The sequence below is a fragment of the Chitinophaga eiseniae genome, from assembly GCF_012641265.1.
Classification (GTDB): Bacteria; Bacteroidota; Bacteroidia; order Chitinophagales; family Chitinophagaceae; genus Chitinophaga; species Chitinophaga eiseniae_A.
Window position 1 is genome coordinate 145,561 of record NZ_JABAHZ010000003.1, and the last position, 24,456, is coordinate 170,016.

At 48.0% G+C, this 24,456-nt stretch carries 18 protein-coding genes and 2 pseudogenes; 7 read left to right on the forward strand and 13 right to left on the reverse strand.

Translation table 11 applies throughout. The features are described 5' to 3' along the window. Positions 1 to 11: 11 nt before the first annotated feature. The 9 genes and pseudogenes from HGH91_RS14445 to HGH91_RS14475 all read right to left on the reverse strand — a co-directional run bounded on the left by HGH91_RS14445 (position 12) and on the right by HGH91_RS14475 (position 11,460). A complete protein-coding gene (locus HGH91_RS14445; protein WP_168739273.1) occupies positions 12 to 3,383 on the reverse strand; it encodes a SusC/RagA family TonB-linked outer membrane protein in 3,372 nt (1,123 codons plus the stop codon). Positions 3,384 to 3,399: 16 nt separating this feature from the next. Then, the gene (locus HGH91_RS31625; protein WP_410493798.1) at positions 3,400 to 4,860 is read right to left on the reverse strand and encodes a zinc-dependent metalloprotease; all 1,461 of its coding nucleotides are present in this window, start codon (positions 4,858 to 4,860) and stop codon (positions 3,400 to 3,402) included. Positions 4,861 to 4,889: 29 nt separating this feature from the next. Beyond that, positions 4,890 to 4,964: an OapA N-terminal domain-containing protein gene (locus tag HGH91_RS31630; RefSeq protein ID WP_410493799.1), complete on the reverse strand. Its 75-nt coding sequence runs from the start codon at positions 4,962 to 4,964 to the stop codon at positions 4,890 to 4,892. A gap of 169 nt (positions 4,965 to 5,133) precedes the next feature. Continuing rightward, positions 5,134 to 6,024, reverse strand: a pseudogene (locus HGH91_RS31635) (DUF5117 domain-containing protein); the annotation flags it as partial. Positions 6,025 to 6,473: 449 nt separating this feature from the next. Continuing rightward, complete coding sequence (locus HGH91_RS14455) at positions 6,474 to 7,346, reverse strand: alpha/beta hydrolase (RefSeq protein WP_168739276.1); 873 nt, start codon at positions 7,344 to 7,346, stop codon at positions 6,474 to 6,476. Between the two features lie 38 nt (positions 7,347 to 7,384). Beyond that, a complete protein-coding gene (locus tag HGH91_RS14460) occupies positions 7,385 to 7,975 on the reverse strand; it encodes a TetR/AcrR family transcriptional regulator (RefSeq protein WP_168739278.1) in 591 nt (196 codons plus the stop codon). A gap of 45 nt (positions 7,976 to 8,020) precedes the next feature. Next, positions 8,021 to 8,725, reverse strand: a complete 705-nt coding sequence (locus HGH91_RS14465) for a LytR/AlgR family response regulator transcription factor (RefSeq protein ID WP_211092303.1) — start codon at positions 8,723 to 8,725, stop codon at positions 8,021 to 8,023. A 289-nt stretch (positions 8,726 to 9,014) separates the two neighbouring features. Next, positions 9,015 to 9,965 (reverse strand): annotated as a pseudogene (locus tag HGH91_RS14470) (DUF4407 domain-containing protein); the annotation flags it as partial. After that, positions 9,952 to 11,460: a sensor histidine kinase gene (locus tag HGH91_RS14475; RefSeq protein WP_247651748.1), complete on the reverse strand. Its 1,509-nt coding sequence runs from the start codon at positions 11,458 to 11,460 to the stop codon at positions 9,952 to 9,954. The pseudogene HGH91_RS14470 and the gene HGH91_RS14475, both read right to left, overlap by 14 nt. 187 nt (positions 11,461 to 11,647) lie before the next feature. Here HGH91_RS14475 and HGH91_RS14480 point away from each other — a divergent pair, with 187 nt between their 5' ends. Genes HGH91_RS14480 through HGH91_RS14490 form a run of 3 tightly spaced genes read left to right on the forward strand, consistent with a single transcriptional unit; the run spans position 11,648 to position 14,505 of the window. Continuing rightward, positions 11,648 to 12,058, forward strand: coding sequence for a Dabb family protein (locus HGH91_RS14480; protein ID WP_168739282.1), 411 nt, complete (start codon positions 11,648 to 11,650; stop codon positions 12,056 to 12,058). A 9-nt stretch (positions 12,059 to 12,067) separates the two neighbouring features. After that, entirely contained in the window at positions 12,068 to 12,556 is a 489-nt protein-coding gene (locus HGH91_RS14485) for a DinB family protein (protein WP_168739284.1), read from the forward strand. A 17-nt stretch (positions 12,557 to 12,573) separates the two neighbouring features. After that, complete coding sequence (locus HGH91_RS14490; protein ID WP_168739287.1) at positions 12,574 to 14,505, forward strand: gamma-glutamyltransferase family protein; 1,932 nt, start codon at positions 12,574 to 12,576, stop codon at positions 14,503 to 14,505. Positions 14,506 to 14,591: 86 nt separating this feature from the next. On the opposite strand, the gene HGH91_RS14495 is transcribed toward HGH91_RS14490, so the two are convergent. The 4 genes from HGH91_RS14495 to HGH91_RS14510 all read right to left on the reverse strand — a co-directional run bounded on the left by HGH91_RS14495 (position 14,592) and on the right by HGH91_RS14510 (position 16,983). After that, positions 14,592 to 15,296, reverse strand: coding sequence for a membrane or secreted protein (locus HGH91_RS14495; protein ID WP_168739288.1), 705 nt, complete (start codon positions 15,294 to 15,296; stop codon positions 14,592 to 14,594). 56 nt (positions 15,297 to 15,352) lie between these two features. After that, complete coding sequence (locus HGH91_RS14500; RefSeq protein WP_168739290.1) at positions 15,353 to 15,718, reverse strand: winged helix-turn-helix transcriptional regulator; 366 nt, start codon at positions 15,716 to 15,718, stop codon at positions 15,353 to 15,355. A gap of 243 nt (positions 15,719 to 15,961) precedes the next feature. Continuing rightward, on the reverse strand, positions 15,962 to 16,474 hold the full coding sequence (locus HGH91_RS14505; protein WP_168739292.1) for a hypothetical protein: 513 nt from the start codon (positions 16,472 to 16,474) through the stop codon (positions 15,962 to 15,964). A gap of 20 nt (positions 16,475 to 16,494) precedes the next feature. Next, a complete protein-coding gene (locus HGH91_RS14510; protein WP_168739294.1) occupies positions 16,495 to 16,983 on the reverse strand; it encodes a DUF4240 domain-containing protein in 489 nt (162 codons plus the stop codon). Between the two features lie 275 nt (positions 16,984 to 17,258). On the opposite strand from HGH91_RS14510, the gene HGH91_RS14515 reads away from it, so the two are divergent. The 4 genes from HGH91_RS14515 to HGH91_RS14530 all read left to right on the forward strand — a co-directional run bounded on the left by HGH91_RS14515 (position 17,259) and on the right by HGH91_RS14530 (position 24,318). Next, the gene (locus HGH91_RS14515; RefSeq protein ID WP_168739296.1) at positions 17,259 to 17,858 is read left to right on the forward strand and encodes an RNA polymerase sigma factor; all 600 of its coding nucleotides are present in this window, start codon (positions 17,259 to 17,261) and stop codon (positions 17,856 to 17,858) included. 93 nt (positions 17,859 to 17,951) lie between these two features. Further along, on the forward strand, positions 17,952 to 19,121 hold the full coding sequence (locus tag HGH91_RS14520) for a FecR family protein (protein ID WP_168739298.1): 1,170 nt from the start codon (positions 17,952 to 17,954) through the stop codon (positions 19,119 to 19,121). A gap of 222 nt (positions 19,122 to 19,343) precedes the next feature. Next, positions 19,344 to 22,655: a SusC/RagA family TonB-linked outer membrane protein gene (locus tag HGH91_RS14525; RefSeq protein WP_247651749.1), complete on the forward strand. Its 3,312-nt coding sequence runs from the start codon at positions 19,344 to 19,346 to the stop codon at positions 22,653 to 22,655. A 43-nt stretch (positions 22,656 to 22,698) separates the two neighbouring features. Further along, a complete protein-coding gene (locus HGH91_RS14530; RefSeq protein WP_168739299.1) occupies positions 22,699 to 24,318 on the forward strand; it encodes a RagB/SusD family nutrient uptake outer membrane protein in 1,620 nt (539 codons plus the stop codon). The last annotated feature ends 138 nt before the right edge of the window (positions 24,319 to 24,456 follow it).

Below are 24,456 nucleotides of genomic sequence, written 5' to 3' on the forward strand. Positions count from 1 at the left end.
GTTATCAAATTTTAGAAAGTGGCGTTAAGACCGATGGTGAATGTTTTAGGAACAGGCTGTGCATACATATTACCCATTGTTTCGGGGTCAAGATATCCATCATAGTTTTTAGCAAACACAAATGGATTGCGGGCCTCCGCTGTTATCTTTAAGCCTTTCATCCGGATCCTGTTTCCAATTTCATCCGGCAAACGGTAACCCAATGTAATGTTGCGCACTCTTACATAGCCGCCATCTCTTACCCACAATCCAAGGCTGTTATATTGATATGTCTTATCTGCCAACCAATTGCCAAGTAGCTTCAATTCTTCCGGTGTGGTGGCATCGTTGCCAAACAGGGCAGGATATTTACCATGAGGATTAGCCGGCGTCCAGCGATCCAGGATAGCCGTACTGGTATTGGTACCACGGTTATACACAAACGGACTATAAGGCGGCTGTATCTGCACTTTTTGTCCGAGGTTAAACATCAAACCAATAGACAGGTCAAATTGCTTATAGGTAAAGTTATTATTGAAACCACCTGTATACAGGGGATCGCTGGTTCCCATATTGGTGAACAGGTTACGTTGCTGTTCGTTGGTGAGGTTGCTATAGGGGAACAATCCTCCCAGGTCAGGATCACCCGCAAAATCGTCCTGCAGCTGCAGCAGCTCCGATAAGGATGTTGTCTTTCCCTGGTAATTCACCATGATCATACCATGCTCATTGATACCCGCATAAGGCAGCCCCCAGATCGTTCCAATGGCCGCGCCTTCCCGGGAAGGGAAGTAAGCGTTATCCGGCAGGGTTTCCCGCAGTACAGTATTTTTGTTATAGGAGAAGTTGAAATCAGTACTCCAACGGAAATCTTTGCGGGTAATGTTACGGGTACTGATACTTACTTCCACCCCTTTATTCTCAATTTCGGCCCAGTTTACATTCAGTGTCTGGAAACCGGTTTCCAGTGGTAAGGCTAAGGCATTGATCAGATCTTTACCATGACGCTGGTAGTAGTCGACCGTTACATTCACCCTGTTTTTCAACACGGCAAAATCAACTCCGATATTTTTATTGATCGTCTTTTCCCATCTGAGCTTGGCATTGGGAGGGGTACCTACTTTAATCGTCTGTATAGGATTACCCGGCAGGATGGCTACATTTTCATAAGTACCTATTACGAAAGGAGACGTGCTTTTGTCCACATTACCCTGTAAACCATAAGAAGCCCTTACATTCAACATATCCAGGAAGCGTACGTTTTTCATAAACGGCTCTTCCATTACCCGCCACAATCCGCTCACCGACCATAACGGCAGGTATTTGTATTTAGGATCTACCCCAAATAAATCAGAGCCATCAAAACGGATGCTGGCGCCCAGGGTGTAGCGGTTATTCAACGTATAGCTACCCGTACCAAAGAAAGAAACAAAGGCATTCTCGGTATAAGTGTTCCTGTCTTTATACAGCGAATGTATTTCATTATCATTCGCATACTTTGGTGGCTGTGTAGTTAATGTTTTTGGATCATATCCATAGCCCACTTTGGTAATGCCCTTGTCTTTAATTCTTCTCAGCTCGTTGCCTGCCATGAAATTGAAATCATGTTTTTTGTTCAGGTTAAAACTGTATTCAGCCAGTGTTTTCAGCGTATACTGCTGCATGTTCTGCTGACCGTTGCTGATCATACCTCCTTTAGGCAGGTAAGTTACTCTTTCATTGGTAACCGGATCGCGACGGGTTTTCTGATCTGCCAGCTGCCGGATATAGTAAGTATTTTCCAATGCAATCTGTTCTGAACTGGTATTCTCTGACTGTATACCCAATTGTGAGCTGATATGCAGGCGGGGAATGATTTCGTAATCCAGTTTAAAATTGGTGTTTACAGCTTGCGTTTTGATGCTATTGCTGGTATTTGCTCTTTCTTCCAACACATTGAAATCCAGTATGCCCACATCGCCTACCACGTTGCGGTCATATACATATTTCCCGTTTTCATCCTCCGCCCGTGTGTAAGGATTCGCTACCCTGGCATAACTCGTAGGATTGGTATTGCCGGAACTATTCGTCAGGTAGGAAGACTGGGTACGCTGATTGGCAAAAATACCCGCAGAAAACTTCAGTTTATCTGACAGGTCGTAGTCTGTTTTCAGGGTGATGTTATACCGTTGTGCACCGGTACCAATGGTAGCACCTTTTTCATCGTAATAACCACCACTGAAATAGTAGGCCGACTTATCACCGCCACCGGATACACTTACGCTGTGTTCCTGTGTAAACGCGCTGCGGAACAGCAGGTCATTCCAGTTGGTATTAATACCACGGAGGGCATTTATTTCATTCCGCGCATTTGCATCAATACCTTCGAACCCTTTAGCCGACAAGTCTTCCGGCGTAACGCCGTATTTGCTGAGGATGCGGGATACTTCTCCATTATCCGGCAGGTATTTAAAGTCGGAAGTAAAGAGATCCAGTTCCAGGTTTACCTTCTGATGGCTATTCATCAGGTTCAGACGGCCCAGGTCTGGTTTTTTGGTGACGGTGAAATTGTTGCGGTAGCTCACCGTCATGTGCTCACCTTTACGACCATTTTTGGTAGTGATTACGATCACGCCATTTGCGGCGCGGGCACCATAGATAGCGGTGGCCGCTGCATCTTTCAATACGGTAATACTTTCAATATCTGCAGGACTGTAGCCGGCTATGGACGAAGTATACAGCTGATCAATGGCTTTGGCGTCTTCCAGTTTGGGCAGGTTGGTACCTTCTACCGGAAGTCCATCTATTACCCACAACGGGTCTTGTGTACCCTGCAGGGAAGAAGTACCACGGATACGGATTTTGGCCGCCTGACCGGGAGCGCCCGAAAGCGTGGTATTGGCCACACCAGACAATTGTCCCTGGAGCATTTGTTCTACACTCATTACTCCACCCATTTCAATTTTATCCATGCTGACCTTATCTGTAGCACCGGTAGACTTGTTTTTACGGATGGTTTGATAACCGGTAAATACAAATTCACTCAGGTTTTTGGAGGAAGAACCCAGGGCAATTTGATAATGATTGCTGGCCGTGATAGTGACCAGTTTAGTTTCATATCCCATGTAATTGACCGTGAGTTGTTTCACTTTCAGTGAATCTGATAACTGCAGGGTAAACTCTCCTTTTTCGTTGGTGATAGCGCCGATACTGATATTTTCAATAATATTATCCGTACCGGTGGTAGTGCCGATTGTTTTGTTGCCGGCATAGATGGAAACGCCTGGCAACGCTTCTCCGCTCGTGGCATCCACCACTTTACCCTTAATGGTACGGGGGCTGTTCTGCGCCTGTATGCCCCGTGGGAAGAGGCAAACCGCCAGTAACAGGCAGCACACTTTTACTAAGATGTTTCTTTTTCTCATGTAAACAGATAATAGATTATTTATTATTTAAAGCCTGGTTGATCCGTATAATTAAGTCGTTGTAATGATCTGCGGTAGCTCTGTCTGCATTATGCTTTTTGCTATTCAGCAGTTGAAGTAAACGGGTCAGTTCTCCCCGTTTAGCACTTACGGCATCGGATACACGATTTACTGCGAAGTACATCATATTGCGGGAAGCGCGATCTTCCCCGGCAGGCGTTTGCAGGTTGAAAGAGCAGAATTGCTGTGCGATGGCGGGTGTTGGTGCTGGTTGTATCTTCTTCACATCGCTACGTACCACCGATTTATCAATGCTGATGATCAGCGCATCTACAAAGCCTTTCTGGCTGTTGCGCTCATAAATATCCAGTGATTGACTGCGCAGCGTTTTAGCAAAAATGCCCTGGTGCATATCGCTCATCAGGTCTGTTACGGTATAAGCAGCCTTTCCGTTGGCAGCTTCATTTTCCAGCATACGGGATAAGCGCTCATCACGGAGCAGGTCGTAGTACAGGTAAGATTGCAGGCTCTTAGCGTATACCAATGCGCCATATTCGATATTGCCGATAGGGCTTTCCTTAATAGGGTAGCTCTTGGTATAAATATCATTTTTAAACAGCCAGTCGGGGGTATTGAATACTTCCCCGATGAGGTAATGTACCGCTGCCTGTTGCTTTTTCTTTTCCACGTGCCGGTAGCTATCCTGTTTTTGCCCATATACAGTAGGTGTTATATAGATGCCACCCACATTGGCCAGCACGTGATAAGCGTATTGATTCCACTGGCCTATAGCGCTATTGAGCATTTTACCGGCTTCGTCGTAGTTGTCGCCTTCTTCTTTCGTCCAGGTTAATATTTGCGGTACGATGCGTTTGAGATTTTGCAAGCCGTATTGGCTGGCTTTTACGGCATCATTGCCGAGGTCTTCTATCTGGGAGCGGGGATCGATGGCATCGCGTACCTCCTGTTGCTCACCGAAGGCATACATGCGGTCATTTTCGTGTACCCGTAACTGTTTATTCAATTCCGGCAACTCTTCATGGGGCGTTTTGGCGCCAGTATAGCGGTATGCCCAGCCGATAGCGAATTTATCGTACACGCCTATTGCGGGCGTGATCTGTGTTACCTGGTCGCCAGGTTGCGCCACATAGTTAAAGCGGGCATAGTCCATGATGGAAGGTGCGGTACCGCCCATGCGGGAAGTAAAAGCCGGGGAGCGCAGGGAGTCTACATCAAATGCATAGGAGCTACCCATGTTATGCTGCAGGCCCAGGGTATGTCCTACTTCATGGCTGGATACAAAGCGGATGGCGTGTCCCATCAGCGAGTCGCTGAACTGGTTGCTGCGGGCGCGGGGATCGATGGCTCCCGTTTGGATGCGCACCCAGGAATGCAGGGTGCTCATCACATTGTGCCACCAGATGATATCGGCTTCCAGGATTTCACCAGAGCGGGGATCGAGTACAGAAGGTCCCATGGCATTCGCTTTGGCAGAAGCGGCGTAGGTTACGACGGAATAACGTACATCATCGCCATCAAAATCAGGATCATTTTCTGGTGCATCTTTGGCAATGATCGCATTCTTAAAGCCGGCGGCTTCGAAAGCCTGCTGCCAGTCTTCAATGCCTGCTTTAATGTAAGGACGCCATTTTGCAGGCGTACTGGGATCGATATAGTATACAATCGGTTTAGCCGGTACTACCAACTCTCCATTACGATAGCGCTGCAGATCTTCCGGTTTGGGCTCCAGGCGCCAGCGGGTAATCAGCTCCCGTTCTTCCAGCTTATGCTGTTCGTCGCTGAAATACCAGCGGGGTGTGGTAAACAGCCCTACCCTTCTGTCGGCGAAGCGCGGTGTCATTGGATGCTCGCTGAGCAATACCAGGTTGGTGGTGGTTTCTATGGAAACTTCCACACCAGTGATTTTAGCGGTCAGCTCTGATTTGGCTACAATATTTTCTTCAAACGCTTTGATGATACGAATACGGGAGAGGTCTTTTATGGGAGAGCTGCTCATGCCCAATTCATCAAATACGTTGTTGATACTGTTGTTGGAGCCATCAAATATTTTAGATACGTTGATCACCACTGCGGAAGTGTCACCGTTATATGCTTCTATTTTAAAATAATCGATGACGGAAGGGTTAAAGTTATCCGCCACAGATTGTGCAATAGCGTGATTGGCCGGTACTTCCAGGAAGGGGTGTTGTTTGCGCAGAAAGATTCTATTGAGCAAGGTATCTCTCTCAAAAGCAATCACCATGTTGGCATAGTTCATTCCTTTGTTGACACCGGCATCATTCAGTTGTTCAGGCACTTTAGACAGCTTATTGACCACGAGCAGTTGTCGTCCGAGCAATTTTAAAGGGATCTCAAAATAATAATCTGTCTTTACGCGATGGACTTTAAATAAGCCGTCTTTAGATACTGCGTCAGCAGTGATGACTTCTTTGTAAGGCTTCAAGCCTTTTGTGTCGGGCTTCTTTTTGGCAGTAGTGTCTGCTGTTACGGCAGGTGTTTTTTTTCCGAACAGCCAGCCACTTTTCTTCTTTTGTGCAGCAACATCTGTTGATAACAAACATTGCGCAGAGAGGGCTACACATGGGATTAACCATAACAGTTTCCTGTAACTTGCGTGCATAGATGGATTGTTATTTGATGTACATTAATTACATACCGGGCAAACAGCTACCAGTCCCATTGCTGGCATCAACTGTTCCCTGCAGCGGTGGGTATACGCATGGGAAGGTCAGGGGGCAATACCCCACAGTTAAGCCCAGCAAGGGCCGGGCTACAAAGGATGACGAATGATTGTGCTACGAAGAATGGGTGTAGTTACGCTGAAGTACAGACACAGGCCATCTTTTCAAAAGCAAAACAGGTTTCCGTGTTTAACATTTTTTTAACCACGAGGGTGCAAAGCTATTGAAAACTATTAAGAGAAAAATACGTAATAGTTTTTTTTTGTGATAAGTGAATAAGTAGTTATCTATAGAACTAACGCCCATCAAGACTTTACGTAAATAATAATTTTTAAAATCTGGATGAAAGGCAAAATAACGTGGCTTTAGCGCGATGTAGCATATCAGATCAGGGGGCCGACAGGAAAGTCATGATACCATTCAGCACCTTGGTATCGCGCATAATCCGGAAGTGTCCTTCACCGGTAATGCGGAGCGACTGGATAGCGGGGTATTGCTGCAGGTAGTCATCTATTTCCGTAGCCAGGGCCAGGGTATCGGTGGTATCGTAGCCCAGCCAGATCTTTTCTGCTTTGATGCCATTGATGTAGCGGTGCATATCCATATCGGAGAGGTCTTCCCGGAGGCGGGTACGAATCAGTTGCTGCAGTTTGGGCATCACCACCGGGTGAATGCGAAATAAGCGGAGCGCTTCATTGAAGAAAACCGGGGCGCTCAATGCCGTGCTTAGCAATACCAGGCGGGGTACGGCTACACTTTTACGGGACAGGGTCAGTGCTGCGTTGAGGGCGCCGAACGAATGGCCTATTACGGCGTAAAAAGGAGCTTCCTCCTGCATTACCTGTTCGAGCACATGCATCCATTGTACCAGGTTGGTGCGTTTTCCGCCGGAGAGCCCGTGTGCGGGCGCATCGTAGGATACTACCTGGTAGCCTTGCGCCAGCAAGGCAGTAATGAGCTGTTTGAAATGCAGCGGGCTACCTCCCCATCCGTGCAGTAATAAAATTTTAGGTCCTGTATTTCCCCAGCGATAAGTATTTACTTTCAGGGGGGTATTGTCGAAAGGATAGCTGCTTACCTGCAAGGACTGCATTACCGCCTGGTTGCGGAGCTCCACATGGGTGGGCCGTAGTTTGCCGGATGGCGGCGTGCAGTACAGCCGGTAAAATATCCGGGCAGTAGCGCCTGGAAAAGGGCGGCTCATGGCGGAAAGCACTTTTCCGGCCATGCGGAGCGACAAGGGTAAAACCTGGTGTTGCATTTTTAGACCGATTGGTTTATTTTTAGCAATAAAAAAAATCACAGCATGTGACGTTTCATTTCTTCCCGTAAAGCCTCTATTACCACCAGCATTTGTTTATTATGCCCCAACACCCCACTCACCAGTATAGCCCCTTCCAGCATGCTAAACATCCTGATGGCAAATTTCCTTTCGTCCCAGTCTTCGTTAAACTCGCCATGGTCCTTTCCATACTGCACCATCTTCGCGATGCGTGACTGGAAGTAAAGCACCAGCTCACTCACTTTCTTTTTCAGGCCGGGATTGGTATCATCGGCTTCCACGCCGAAATTGAGCATAGGGCAACCGCCCGATACGGTTTGTTCCATCGGAAAGCGTTCGTAGTGAGCAAACAGGGCTTCAAATTTCCCGGCAGAGGTGGTAGCTGTGGCGGTTACCTTTTTCAACCGCTGCTTCTCTTCTTCGACCATATAGTCAAATACCGCCATTACAATTTCCTCTTTGGAGGAAAAATTGCCATACACTCCCCCCTTGGCCAGTTTGGTGGCCTTCAGGATATCACTGATAGAAGTACCGGCAACCCCTTTCCTGTTGAAAATAGGCGCCGATTTTTCTATGATAAACTGCCTGGTGAGTTCCGCTTTTCCCATAGAGCAATAAAATTAGACCAATCGGTTTAATTTAACAAAAAAAATCTACAGGCTTAAGATACGCTCAATAGCCGGGGCATAAGCAGCCCCGATGGGAATGGGTACATTTTTGATATAGAGCGCGTTCCGGTCGGCCCGCTCTATTTTGTTGTTGGCTACAATATAAGAACGATGTACACGGGTAAAAGCATTGACGGGCAGCAGGTCTACGGCTTCCTGCATCGACAGGCGGGAAATCAGCTTACGGTCGCTGAGGATAAAATTGACGTAATTGCCGGCGCTTTCCAGGTAGAGGATGTCATCGAGGACAATACGGAATTGTTCATAACCGCTTTTCACGAAAATGTAATCCGGCTGCTCTTTTATTGCGGGCACCCCTGTTTGCTGTTTCAGCTGCAAGAGACTGTGTGCTTTATTGCAGGCTTTCATGAAACGTATCAGGGAAAAAGGTTTCAGCAGGTAGTCGATCGCATCCAGTTCAAAACTTTTTACCGCATGTTCGGAGTAGGCGGTGGTAAAAACGGTCATGGGCGGTGTGGGCAGGCTGGACAAAAAGTCCAGCCCTGAAATATCCGGCATCTTGATATCGAGAAACAGCAGGTCTATTTTTTCTTTACTCAAAAAGTCGATGGCATCAAATGCGTTGGTAAAAAAGCCTTTCATTTCCAGGAAAGGCACCATGGCAGCATGATTTTTAATAACAGCCAGCGCCACGGGTTCATCATCTATTGCAATAGCAGTCAGCTTCATATGGCTATTTTACGGGTAAGCAATATAGGGATTAACTGATCCGGCCCAGTAACAATTTTTTGGCTTGCTGCCAGAGTTGGTGATACTGGCGATTCTCGCGTTGCCGCCAGTCCCTCACCAGGGTTTCCGCTTCTTCTTTCCGGATGTCGCGGGTAGATTCGAAGAGATGATCCACCGTTTCTTTATCTGCCGCCAGGGCTGCTGCCTGGTAATGTTCCTGCAATGCTTTGCCGGTTTGCGTTTCCAGTTCGGCAGCGCTGACGCCATTGGCCGTAGCAGCTGCTATTTTTTCATCGTACTCTCCTTTTGGCATCAGTATTTTGCTGAGCAAAGGCATTACTTCTATCAGGGTAATAATGAATACAATGAGGCGATATCGTTGTTTTACCGGTGGATGTGTTTCTGTTAATTCCTGCAGCGCCTCTACCTGTGCCAGGAAACCATTGGTCAGGGTACCCAGGTACACCACTTCCTTGGTGCTGTCTACACTGTGCATGCGGGCTATCTGCGCCTGCAGCTGCTGTTGCTGTGGTTCCCAGGCGCGCTGCATGGTTTGCAGTTCTTCTTCTGATTTCAGGTACGCCGATTTTTTCACCCGGGCAATGTCCGACTCCCCTATCCTGCCGGAGCCGCCGGTGCCATCGGTTTCTTTGATATAACTATCCTTGTATATCTTCATTTCGGCTGCCTTCTGCGCCAGCTGCTGCTTTCCCTGGTCCAGCGATTGCTGCAGGGTGGCCATCTGACCGGCATTGAGCTTTACCAGTTGCGCCCGATAGGCGTCCAGCTTAGACTGTTTACTCAGTTCCAGCTGCGCATCAATGTCTTTCTTAAATAACATTAATACCACCGGTTGGGAAATGAACAAACCAATAGTAACGGCCAGGACTAAACGAAATATTACCGGCATCACTTTTATGTTGCCATTGGTACGCGACATGGCCGCAATCAGCGTACGATCGACCGACAAGATGGCGAAGCCAAAAAACAGGGCCAGTCCCACTACGATCATATCGTCGTTTACCACGGTGGAAAAGAAATATCCCCAGGCCAGGGTGGCAAACATCCAGGTAACGAGCACGGATATACCGATAATGCGGTACCGCTCTTTCTCTGTCCTGCAATCTTTTAATATTTCTGCATCAGCAGCGGCCAGCCACCATAAAAAACGGGTCATGCCATCGGGTGCTGCGGTCACTTCCTCTTCTCCTTTTTTCATCTCCTTATTATTTATTAACATCAATAGTCAGATGGACAAAAAATTCTGTAGCAGTGTGGCGGATACTCAACTCATGCCGGTGAGGATACAATAAGGCTAGTCTTTCTTTTACATTATTCAATCCTATGCCCATTCCTTCGCGTTCGGGATCATTTTCCGGCCGTGGATGCACACTGTTGTATACATCGAAAAATATTTGCTCTGCGGTGCAACTGAGAGAGATAACAATACGGGAGCGATGTCTTAAACTAATACCGTGTTTAAAGGCATTCTCGACGAACGGGATCAGTAGCATAGGCGCTATCTCATGCTGGCACTGACTTTCATCTATATTTACTTCGATCAGGATATCAGGAGAAGATAACACCCGCAGTCGCTGTAAAGCTATGTAATTCTGGAGATACGCCACCTCTTTATCCAGGGGTATTTTTTCCAAATGGTTATCATGTAGCATAAAACGCATCATATCGCCCAGTTTTTGTATGCCTTCGCTGGTACGGGCAGCCTCTTCCTGTAAAGCGGTGCCGTAGAGGGTGTTGAGCGCATTAAATAGAAAATGGGGGTTTATCTGGGAACGGAGGAAGTCGAGATTGGCGGCAGAATGCCCCAGCGCCTTCTTCAGCGTTACCACGGTAGCCACCTGCTGCTGCCGGGTTTTAAACAGCAACCAGCTGAGCGGCGCCACAATGGCAGTAGATACGAAAATACCGGTCCCCCCCAGGGCCACAAACCAACCGCCATTCCGGTGCCCGATAGCCCGGCAAATCAGCGCCATCAATACATTGCTGCCCAGGATGGTAAAAATGGCATCCCGCAGCATCAGCGCCCGGTTATTGGAGGCGGCATATTCAGGCAATACCTTATAACGCAGCACAAAAAACACCACGATAGACGTAGGACCGAAGAAGAATATCATTAACGCCGTGTCTCTCGAATCACTGAACGACAGGCAAAAAAGTACCACGATCAAACCACTGGCCCAGAGAATTTCTGTCATCATTTGCCGGAAAACAGGGTCTTTCACATAACGGGGGTAAAACAGGTCCAGCAACACTCTCCTCACATAATAATAAATCACATATAGCACGCCTGAAAAAATGGTGGTGATAAAAGCCGATTTGGCAAAGTGCGTATGCGCCCCCTGTACGGTATCATATACACCAAACAGGTATCCCCGGTAGTAGGAATCGGCCACCATCATCATCAGGAAATAAAATACTCCCAGCGGCAACAGCATCAACATGCCCTTTACCCATTTCTCCCGCTCAAAAAATTCCGGCACAATGATAAAATTCACCAGCAGAAACGCTGCGTATACCAGTACTACCCGCCCCATAGTGGGCAACAGGTAATGCAGGTAATAGTCAAATACCTGGTGATATTGCGCAAACTTATGCCCATAAATACTTTGCAGCTCAAATACGTTGTAAATGATACTGGGATACAACAGCGAAAACAGCAGTAACAGGAAGACCGCTGTTACGAAACCAAATTCGAATTTCTTAAATTGATTCATAAGGAGAAAGCATTATATCGCAATATTAGCCATTACACGGTAGCCGACGCCCTAAAATGGGATGAAAGTACCGGAATATGGGGTGAATGCGAAAAATTTGAAGGATAGGTGATAAGTGTCGCCCCAACAGTAATAGTTATAATAAATCGCCAATCTTTATTATTTTCATCGCCTCAACAGTATACATATGAATACCTCCAACAGGCGAAAATTTTTAGGAACCGCAGCCGCGCTGGCCGCCGGCACAGCCGCAGCTGCAGCAATCCCTTCTGCAAATATGGAAAAACGTTATCCGATTGTACATCATGTATTTTTCTGGCTGAAGAACCCGGACTCCAAAGAGGACCGCGATAAGCTGATTGCCGGTGTAAAAACATTATCAAAAATTGAAACCGTAAAGGAACTGCGTGTAGGCGTAGTAGCGAGTACGGAAAAGAGAGATGTGGTAGACAACAGCTGGGCAGTATCTGAGCTGATATTTTTCAGCGACCTGGCTGGCCAGGCAACCTACCAAACCCACCCCGTACACCTGGAGTTTGTGAAAAACTGCAGCCACCTGTGGGAAAAGGTGATTGTATATGATGCAGTAGAAGTATAATGCTACGCTATGGCAACAGAATACTGGATGAGTGGGCCGGTAGATAACATACCGGCATTACTCCAGCCTGTAGCACATGCATTGCTACAGGCCAACCTGGAAATTAATCGTCTTATGCAGGACTTCCCCGAAGAAAAATTGTGGGAAAAACCTGCCGGTCTTGCGGCTCCCGGCTTTCACCTGCAGCATGTAAGCGGTGTATTGGACCGCCTGTGTACCTACGCCCGGGCGGAAGCACTGAGCGAAGCACAACTGGCAGCGCTCAAAGCCGAGGGCACTCCCGGCGCCACCCTGCACAATTTGCTGGAACAATTTGATGCACAGGTACATAAAACGCTGCTGCAATTGTCGGCCACACCGGAAAATACCCTCACCGAATTCCGGGGCGTGGGCAGAAAGCAGCTTCCTTCCACCGTACTGGGCCTGCTGTTTCATGCGGCAGAACATACCATGCGGCATACCGGCCAGCTACTGGTGACGGTAAAAGTACTGTCGTAATCCTTTAAATTAGCGCCATGAAACGCTTACTCGTCCTTTCCCTGCTACTGGGTAGCTATACCGGTATGCAGGCACAGCAAACGCAGAAACCGCCGTTACATGGCAAAAACTGGATGGCCGTTACCGGGAAACCACTGGCCGCCACCGCCGGCGCCATGATCTTCCAACAACGCGGCAACGCAGTAGATGCCGCCTGCGCCATGCTGGCCGCTACCTGCACCATGTGGGATGTACTCAGCTGGGGCGGCGAAACCCAGGCATTGATCTACAATCCGAAAACAGGCAAAGTAATCGCTATCAACGCCCTGGGCGTAGCGCCTACCGGTGCCACCCCTGCTTTTTATAAAGGCAAAGGCTATGACTTTCCACCGGAATATGGCCCGCTGGCAGCCGTAACACCCGGCACCGTAGGTGGGCTCTGTTATATGCTGGCCGAATATGGCACCATGAGCCTGAAACAGGTACTGACGCCAGCCATGGAAATGGCCGCAGGCTATCCCATAGAGGCGCAAACAGCCAACAGCATAGAACGTGGCAAAAAATATATCAAAGAATGGCCTTATAGCAAAACCGTCTTCCTCACCCACCCCGGTGAAAAAAGAGAAGCTCCCGAAGCGGGAGAAATCTTTGTACAGAAAGATCTGCTGGCCACCCTCAATAAACTGGTAGCAGCCGAAGAAAATGCCCTTCGTCAGCATAAAAGCAGGAAAGAAGCCATCATGGCGGCGTATGACCGCTTCTATAAAGGAGATATCGCAGCAGAATTTGTAAGGGGCTGCCAGGAACAGGGTGGACTGATCACCCTGGAAGACCTGGCCAAATGGAGGCCTATAGAAGAAACGCCCCTGCACGTGAATTACAAGGGCATAGATGTGTATAAGCTGCAGGAATGGACCCAGGGACCTATGCTGTTGCAAAGTCTCAATATCCTCGAGAATTTCGATCTTAAAGCCATGGGATATAACAGCACCGAATATATCCACACGCTTTACCAGACCATGAACCTCGCCTTTGCCGATCGCGATTTTTATTATGGTGATCCGGCCTTCAATAAAAACCCTGCTATCCGGGGGTTGCTGAGTAAGGAGTACGCAAAAGCCAGGGCGCAACAGATTAACCGAACGCACAATGATGCCGGTACAGGTCCGGGCGATCCTTACCCTTACATCGGTAAAACCAATCCCTTCCTGCACTTCCTGCAGGAACGTACCCAACTCACTGATACCAGCAACGGGCGGCAACCGGGCGGTTTTGTGCCTAAACATGACGCCGCATGGCAACAAACTATCGCTGACCTGAGCCAGGTATACGCAGCCAACAAAGTAGACAGTGCCTATATGGACCGCCTGTGGCGCGGCACTACCAGCGTGGAGGCCGCCGATAAAGATGGATGGGTAGTATCTATTACGCCCAGCGGAGGATGGCTGCCCGCCTGCATTGCAGGGAAAACAGGCATTGGTATGAGTCAGCGTGCACAAAGCTTTGTGCTGGATTCCGCTGTATGTCCCTTTAATGTGATTGCCCCCGGCAAACGTCCACGGGTTACCCTTACCCCCTCACTGGCGTTGAAAGAAGGTAAGCCTTTCCTTTGTTTTGGTGTGCAGGGCGGCGATACGCAAGATCAAAACCTGTTACAGTTTTTCCTGAACGTAGTGGAATTTGGGATGACGGTGCAACAAGCCACCGAAGCGGCTAACTTCAATACCAACCAATTGTGGTTATCGCTGGGAGGCAGCACAATAAAAGACCGGGAGCCCCGCCCAGGAAGCATACTACTGAATAATAATACCAGCGAAAAAACGCGTAAGGCACTGGAACAGATGGGCTATCGCCTCAGCTTTGGAGAACGCACCAGTGGCCCTGTAAACGCTATTTACATAGATCGCGCGCATGGCAGCCTTTGGGGCGGCAGCAGTAACCATGGCGAAGATTATGGAATAGGATGGTGAAAGAGTTTCCCGCAAAGAAGCAAAGAAAAAAAGACGCAAAGCTTTATATCCTTTGCGTCTTTTTTTCTTTGCTTCTTTGCGAGACATTATTCCTGCGTTTTAGTCCACACTTCATGAATGGGATCCCCTTTGGAGCTCAGTCCACTGTGCTCCCATTCGTTGCCGTTTACTTTGCCTTTGAATGACAATGCTGCACCCACGCGGGTATTATCGCGGGAAAAGAAGGCGATCTTTTCTGTGTAAGTGCCGTTATCAAATGTATAAGTCCCTCCTCCTGTTCCAAAGAATTCGCCGGTAGATAAATTCACTGCCACCCATTGAAAGCGGGTACCGGTAAGGATTTTGAATGTTTGGCGCGGACCGTCGGGAATCGTATTCATTTTCCCGTTGTTTTCCCGTGCGGTAATTTTCCATTTACCGGCGAGTGGACCGCTGCCATCATCGAGGCGGATCCATCGCTGACTGCCCCCTCCGGCAGTATTGGTAACCAGTTGACCGTTTTCCATCGTTACCGGCACGCGGGCATTTTGCCCCACCTGGTTAGGATTGGCCGTATTAAACGAAATGGCGACAGTAGTTTCTCCATTACCAGCCTGTTGCCAGGCGCCACCATAGGTGCTTACAAAATCTGCAGCCCGGTAATCAGTCACTGTAAACCAGGAGGGAGTTATCAACAATACGCTGGTGATATCCCCGGAGGTGGCTGTCCACGCGCCTACCGGCGACTCCTGTGCTTTTACTGCACCCAGCGATACCAGCAATAAGGTTAAACATATGAATAGCTTTTTCATAACATAGCTTTTGATGATAAAAGATAACATATAGCTGGCAGAAAAGGAAGCGCAGATTATTTATACAGCTGCTGATCCTGTATATAATCGATGTCATGCGTTTTCAGGTAGGTAATTCCCCATTCGCTGGCAAACTCATAAAGCGGTGCCAGGGATTTACCCATGACCGACAGCTCATACATAACCCTGTACGGCTTTGCAGACAACACTGTTTTTTCTATCAGCCGGTCCCTTTCCAGTTCTTTCAACTGTTGACTTAACATCTTCTCAGACACTCCTGGCAGGTTATCGCGGATATCTGCATAACTTCTTTTTGTAAAATAGTGGAGATGAAAAAGGATCAGCAATTTCCATTTTCCACCAATAAATCCCAGGGTTACATCTACGGGACAGGTGTATGTTTTATCGTGGAGCGTAATCATAAACAACCGTATAAAAAGCACTACAAGATAACAACGTTTAGGCGTACTTCCATAGCAATGCACCTCGACGGCTTCCGCAAAAGCGCAGTCTTCCCCTTTCCTTCAGCTGGTGAAAGGTTTTTACAACTACATTGCAGTAATGAAACATTACCAGGTTACAGCAAACCAATGGCAGCGACAAAAGGATTAACAGGGGGATTTACAATACCGTGTCGCTGTGGATATGCTGTACTGGCTCGATGACTACGCTTCTTCCAGCGCGCGTTTCAGGATATTGAGGTAACCGATACGCTGCTCTGCATAGGACCAGCTTTCTGACAACAGGGCCCAACAAACCTGGCGTTCCAGTGCAATGGTAATCACTGGTTTATTTTCCTCATCAATAACACCTTCGAACACCAGTTGTCCGAAACCGGTGGCAATGATGGCCGTATCCAGGATGAATATACACTGGTGAGCATCAAATGCCGGGTCTTCCATTTGCTGCGTGATATAATCACGGTCCAGCAGGGTTTCATTGTAGTCTTCAAAGGGCATATCCCCAATGGATTCAATCGCCCATTTCAGGCATTCAATAGTAGGGGTGTGCGGATGGGTCTTCCGCCATTCGAGGAATTCAGTCAGGGCGTTTTCCCCTTCATCAGAGCCGAAAGGGGCCAGTTCATCTGAGCAATCCCAGAAAAACTCGTCCTGCATCAGTGCAATGGCTCGTGGATGCGCATGCACTTTAGCAATACCAAAAATTTCTTCACTCATAGGAATGTATTTACGGTTAATTATGCTTCCCATCCCCGGGAGTTGGAACAGGTTTCAATACAATGAATGGTGTTACGTTCAAATTCTTCGCCAAATAATTCCTGGTAAACCATATAGCCGATAAAACCTACGATTTCCGCCTCTGCATCAGCGGTAGCCATCGCCGGCTCCCGGTCGATCTTATCATAATAGGTTTGCCCCATGCCTACAATAAAACAACGGCAATACAGGAATCCATCATCTGAGCCATCCGTATATGCGTGAATATCCTTTCTGTCGATATGGTATAGTTTTCCTTCCATAAGATGGTTAAACCCGGTCAATGTCTCCTTATCAAGCCCTAATAAAACATCCCTGATATTGTTTGTAATAGCGCCATATACCACACTGGTAAGATCTTCTATCACTACTGCATCATTGGTTTTCAATGCAGTATTACGCATTTCCAGTAATGCCGGAGAAGCTTGCCATGCCTGTTCTATAATCTCCCAGAATCTGCTGTCATTCATAAGCGTAACAATTAAGTATGATGAATGCAATATAGACTTTGCAAACGCATTGGAATTGCGTAGCCACATCAGTTCTTTCGCATGAGTAAGGTTCCGCTGAACCACCCATTGGATATCAGTGTAACGTTGTGGCATATGGTGAAATTACGTAATAATTCTATCCAAACTATACGCACTTCTGTTGATCCCATCTACATAAATTATTTTATTATTAAATCGGGGTCCCCTAAATTTACTTTGTGTATTGATTTGTATGGGCACCAAAACCACCAAATTTGTCAAGCAACTCCTTACCAGATGAACGTGAACTGCTGCAACTGGTTGCCGAAGGCAACGGGGATGCCTACACCATTGTGTTCCGGCACTATAGCCGGCAGGTGTTTGACGTGGCTATGGTTTACCTGAAAGATGCCGGCATGGCCGGTGAAATCGTACAGGAAGTATTCCTGAAAGTCTGGTTGAAAAGAACGGAGATGGACCAGGTGAAAAGCTTTAAAGATTATCTCTTTATCCTCACCCGCAATCATATTTACGACAGCTTCAAAAAGCAGCTGGTACGGCTGAAAGCCTATGATATACACCTCCAACATCAGCCTGCCACCCGGAATGATACCGACCACCTTTTATTACAGCGGGAATACGACGCCATGCTCGACAAGGCAGTAGCCGGGCTTCCTCCCGAGCGAAAAAAAGTATACCTGGCCCGGAAAGAAGGCTGGAGCAATGAAGAAATCTCCCTGCAACTCAATATTTCCGTGCATACGGTAAAAAAACAAATGAGCCTGGCCATGCACGCCCTACGCGCCTTTGTAAAGGCCCGTCTCCATAACGATGTTATCCCTTTCCTCCTGTTACTGCTCACACTCCGGAAGTAGTCTTTCTCCTCCCCAAAAAAAATTTTACCCGGGGATACTCCTTTTTTATTTGTCGCGCGTCTTTACCCATATCACCCTTCCAAAATCTTGTATATGTCCATGACGGAAGTACAGTTATTGCTTGAAAAATATAAAAATGGCCAGATCAGTGAGGAAGAGCTATTGCGCCTGAAAGCGATGGTAGCAACCGATGATTATGAACCGGAGATAAAAGCAGATATTCTGTCGGCCCTGCACAGTGAAGTGCCGGACAACGGCTGGCCGGCAGAAGACAGCGAAAAAATATTGCAGTCTATCCTGCAAACGAAACCCCACAGCATTACACGGAAACTATGGTATGCCGCTGCTGCCTGCCTGCTGGGCGTTACCCTGCTGGCGGGCAGTTTATATATTGCCCATCAGCTGCAACACCCGGCGCCATTGGCCGCCAGCAAGCCATCGCCGCTGGATCCGGGCACCAATAAAGCCATGCTGGTACTGGCAGATGGTAAAACCATTCCGCTGGACAGCGCCAACATCGGCTCACTGGCCAAACAAGGCAATACCAGTATTGTAAATACCCACCAGGGGCTCTCTTACAAAGCAGATGGCAGCCCTGCCGCCCCGGTATACAACACCGTAGTAACACCCCGCGGCGGACAATACCAGCTCACCCTGGCTGATGGCAGTAAGGTTTGGCTGAATGCCGCCAGCAGCATACGTTTCCCTACCGCCTTCACCGGCAGCGAAAGAGTGGTGGAAATTTCCGGGGAAGGCTATTTCCAGGTAGCCACCAATGCGCAACAACCTTTCCGGGTAAAAGTGAAAGGCAACGCCGATATGGAAGTGAATGTACTGGGTACCAGCTTCAATATCATGGCCTATGCCGATGAACAAACTATTACTACTACACTGGAAGAAGGCGCCGTGCAACTGGTGCATCACGACACCAAAACCTTGCTGAAACCGGGTTTTGGCGGTAGCCTCGCTGCCGGTGAACACAATTTCCTCGTAGAAAAAGCAGATATGGAACAGACGCTGGCCTGGAAAGAAGGTAAATTCCGCTTCCGCAATACCAGCATACAAACTATTATGCGCCAGATAGCCCGATGGTATAATATAGAGGTAACCTACGAAGGCGACCTGTCTGATATACGCTTAACCGGGATCATTTCCCGTAGAGAGAATGCAGCATCCTTATTAAAAATTTTATCAACAACAAAACGCGTTCACTTTGACATCAATGACAACCGGGTCGTAGTAAGTCCGTACGATCCACAGTAACAACTATTTGTCCACTTATGAATTGAACTTTTAAAATTATTTGAGTTATGAAGACGTGAATAATTCCACCATCGGTTGTAAAAAAAACCGGAAGCACTGCAATGCTCCCGGCTATAGCTGGCAACCCAACTCCCTGAATCAAAGAAAATTGAATTATTAAGCCAACAACACAAAAGTATGGAACTACTTGGTACCTGCAAAGTCCCCTGTAAAGGAGGCCGTATGCAAAGAAAATTACTCCTGATTATGCGATTAACTGCAATACTGACACTGGTATTCACCCTTAATCTGAGCGCCAAATCATTCTCTCAGTCCGTTACCATCAAAGGGAAACATCTCCCCCTCTATGATGTATTCAATAGTATTAGCCGGCAAACAGGTTATGAATTTATCTATGATGAAAATTTACTCCGGAAAGCAGCCCCGGTAAACTTGAACATGACCCAGGCTCCCCTCACCGAAGTGCTGAACGCCTGCCTAAACAGCCAGCTGTTTAACTATAGCATTGTTGATAAAACAATCGTGATCAGCCCAAAGGCCCAAACCACCAACCTCACTACCGTAGCCATTCCGCCCATTACCCTGGAAGGAAAGGTAACAGATAGTAAAGGACAGCCACTGGTGGGGGTATCCATACAAATAAAAGGCACCAGCAAAGGCACCATTACCAACGTAAACGGAGGCTTTACCCTGGCCGCCAATACCGGCGATATCCTGATCGTGAGCTTCATTGGCTACGAAACCAAAACCATCACAGTAGGTACAGATACCAACCTTCAAATCACCCTCACCAGCCAGGATTCCCAGCTGGGCGCAGTGGTAGTAACCGCCCTGGGTATTAAAAGGTCAGAGAAATCCATCACCTATTCTACCCAGCAGCTCAACGGACTGGAACTCACCAAAGCGAAAGATGCGAACCTGGTAAATACCCTGAACGGTAAAGTGGCCGGTTTAACGATCTCCTCCAGCGCCTCCGGCGTAGGCGGTTCTGCAAAAGTAATCCTCCGTGGCAGCAAATCAGGATTGGGAAGCAACCAGGCGTTATATGTAATCGATGGGGTACCCATGAACAACACCGTTACCAATCAGCCTTCCAGCGTCTACGGTGGAAGCACCGCCTACGACGGGGGCGATCCTATTTCCAACCTGAACCCGGAAGATATCGAGAGTATTTCGGTATTAAAAGGCGCGTCGGCTGCTGCATTATATGGCAGCCAGGGAGCCAACGGCGTGATCATTGTGACCACTAAGGGCGGAAAAGCCGGTCACACCGCCATTAATATCTCCTCCGGCTTCAATATCACCCAGGCAGCCTACCAGCCTAAGTTCCAGAACAACTATGGCCAGTCGAAAGATGTAGCCAGCCAAAGCTGGGGCGATAAATTGAGCAGCCCTGCCGGCGATAACCTCTCTCCGTTCTTCCAGAATGGCCAGAACTTTACCAACGCCATCAGCATGTCCAGCGGCTCCGATAAGATGCAGACTTATTTCTCTTATGCCAATACTTCTGCCAGGGGCATCGAACCAGGCAATAAACTGGGCCGTCATAACCTCGACTTTAAAGAAACCGGCAAATTCCTGAACGATAAACTCACCGCGTCTGCTGATGTGAACTATATGACCCAGCAGATCGATAATACACCGTTGACCGGTTACTATTTCAACCCGCTGACCGGCTTATATCTCTTCCCCCGTGGTAAGGATATCCGGCCTTATAAAAACCAGTTCGAAATCCCGGATCCTTCGAGGAACTTCCTGCCGGTACAAAACTGGCCTTTCGATGAAGACCTGCAACAGAATCCATGGTGGATCATCAACCGCAATCCCAATTCACTTAAACGTAACAGGATACTGGCTAATGCCAGCCTGAAATATGATGTGAACTCGTGGTTGAATGTGCAGGCAAGAGGAAGCATAGACCGTATCAACGATCTCTATGAACAAAAAATATACGCCAGCTCACAGAAAGCACTGGCTACCAGGAATGGCGGTTATAACTACAACAACAATACGACCACACAACAGTATGGCGACCTGATTGCCAACTTCAACATCCCGGCAAAAGACTTCCGGTTTACAGGTCTTGTGGGAGGTAGTATCCGCGATGTAAAAACCACCGGCGATTTCCTCGTATCCGGACAAGATAGCCTGCATTTACCCAACATCTTCACTATCCAGAATATGTCGGCGCTCAATGCCCGTAACTCCGGTTCCTTGCAACAGAAACACAGCCAGTGGCAGTCCGTATTTGCGAGTGTTAACATTTCCTATAAAGAATGGTTGTATCTGGATCTGACAGCCCGTAACGACTGGGCTTCCAACCTGGCATTCACCAACCAGCTGTCTTATTTCTATCCTTCCGCAGGCTTGAATGTGATGTTAAGCCAGTTATTGCAAATGCCACGCGCTATTTCATTTGCCAAAGTACGCGGCTCCTATGCCATCGTAGGTAACTCTCCGCTGGCCTATCAGAGTAATGCACCTGAAAACCTGCTGGGAACCGATGGTAACCCGATTGTAAGAACAGCTGGGCCTTTCAATACGCTGAAACCAGAAAAAACCAAATCATTCGAGTTGGGTACCGAATGGCGTTTCTTTGGCGATCGCCTGGGAATAGACGTTACTTACTACAAAACGAATACGACCAACCAGACCCTGGAAATTGCCGCACCTAACGCCACGCTCTACAATACCTATTTCATTAACGCTGGTAATATCCAGAACCAGGGCGTGGAAGCGATGATCCGGTACGATGTGTTGAAAGAAACCAAGCTGAAATGGAATACCGGTATCAACTTCGCTACCAACGACAATAAAATCATCGCCCTTTCTCCTCAGGTAGATCGCTTTACGCTGAGCGGTGCTTCCGGCGCCAACTATGCGTCCCTGTTTAAAGTAGGTGGCTCTTTTGGAGATATTTACGGTACAGTGCTGGACCGCGACGATCAGGGCCGCGTGAAAATTACCAAAGGATCTCCCAGCAAAAAAGGCGGCGATATGCAATACCTGGGCAATGCCAACACCAAATGGCAACTGGGTTGGAATAACAATTTCGTGTTTAACAACTTTACGTTCTCTTTCCTGATCGATGGTAAATTCGGCGGCAAAGTAATGTCTGTTACCCAGGCTATCATGGATAGCTATGGTGTTTCCAAGGCCAGCGGCGATGCCCGTGATGCCGGCGGTGTGAAGATCAATGGCGTAGATGAAAATGGTAATGCCGTATCTTCCGTAGATGCCAAATCCTGGTATTCAATTGTAGGTGGTAAAGACGGCGTATCCGGCGAATATATGTACAGCGCCACTACAGTGAGATTGAGAGAAGCTGCCTTCGGCTATACCTTCCCGGTTAACCGCTCTGTGGTAAAATCACTGAAACTGTCGCTCACCGGCCGTAACCTGTTTTACATTTCAAAGAAAGCACCATTTGATCCTGAACAAACCATGTCTACCGCCAATGGACTGGGAGGTGTAGATGTATTTATGTTACCCGCTACCCGCAGCTATGGTCTTACATTAAATGCCGCTTTCTAAATCAATCACCGAAAAACTGAAAAAGATGAAACTTTATAATAAAATGAAAAGTCACAGATCAGGCCTGCTCATCGCAGTAGCTGCACTCGTGACCGGATTGAGTGCTTGTACCAAGAATTTTGAAAGCTACAATACAGATAATACCGGTGTTTCCAACGGTCAGTTTGGTCCCGATTATAACGCGCTCGGACTCTACCTGAAATCTGCCCAGATGGCGATCTATAACTTTTCCGGAGGGGGCGATCCCAACTCCTACCAGTTGCAGCAAAACCTGAATGCAGACTGTTACTCCGGGTATTTCATGACGCCCAATGCTTTCGGTAATGCCAATAACACCAACTACTCACTGGTAAGCGGCTGGAATGGCGAAACATACAAAGTAGGATACCTCAGCGTGATGTCTCCTATACTAAATCTAAAAGCTACCGGTATTGAACAAAAGACCCCGGCAGTTTGGGCAGTAGCGCAGATTGTACAGGTAACTGCGATGGCCCGCATAACAGATGTATACGGGCCTATCCCTTACAAACATGTAGGAGAAGGTTTGTCGACCGTTCCCTACGACAGCCAGCAGGATGTTTACAACCAGTTCTTTACGCAACTGGATGCCGCTACCCAGGCCCTGCGTACACAGATCAGCAGCGGCACCAAGCTACCTTTTGCCTTTGCTACCTTTGACCTCGTATACGATGGTGACTTTACGAAGTGGCTGCGCTTTGCCAATTCCCTGCGTTTACGCTTAGCCATGCATATCCGGAATGTAGACCAGGCTACCGCAAAAATACAGGCCGAAAAAGCACTGGACCCTGCTAACGGCGGCCTGATCACGGACAACAGCGGCAACATGGCAGTGAAGGTAACCGGCAACTTTACCAATCCGCTGGTATTCATTGCACAAAACTGGGCAGATATCCGCATCGGCGCCTCTATCCAATGCTATCTCACCGGTTATAAAGATCCGCGCATTGCCCGCTACATGGATAAAAGCACCGACGCCGATCCTGCGCTGGCCGGTAAATATAAAGGTATCCGCATAGGCAGCGTGGTAGATAAAGACAAATACAAAACATACTCTAACCTTAACCTCAACGATGGTACGCCGGCATTTAGCCTGAAAACAGCCCCCGTGTTGATGAACGCCGCAGAAGTATATTTCCTGCGCGCCGAAGCAGCACTACAGGGCTGGTCCAATGCAGGCGGTACTGCACAACAGTTATATGAGCAGGGTATCGCCACTTCCATGCAGCAATGGAACGTAGCTGCACCCGGATACATTAACGATGGTACCAGCACCCCGGATGCTTACACGGATCCTAAAAACTCCGCCAATGATGCGCCTAAGCCGTCTACCATTACCATCAAATGGGATGATGCCGCCTCACCAGCGGTAAAGCAGGAACGTATCAGCACACAGAAATGGATTGCTATGTTCCCCGAAGGACAGGAAGGCTGGACAGAATTCCGCCGCACCGGTTATCCTAAACTCTTCGAAGTAGTAGTCAATAAAGGTCTCCCGGCCATTTCATCCAGTCTGCAGATCAGAAGACTGCCCTTCCCGCAGAATGAATACAATACGAACCCGCAAACAGTAGCCGATGCAGTAAAGCTGCTGAACGGTGCCGACAACGGCGGTACGCCGCTCTGGTGGGATACCCGTAAATAAAGTATGATAATACCCGCCCCGGTGGCTGACACAGCATCAGCCACCGGGTTTATAAAAGATTCAACGTTAGCCTGAGCACTATCACAAAAGCACCCATCGTTTGTATCATTAGCAAGGAGACCCATTACCCAAACCCAC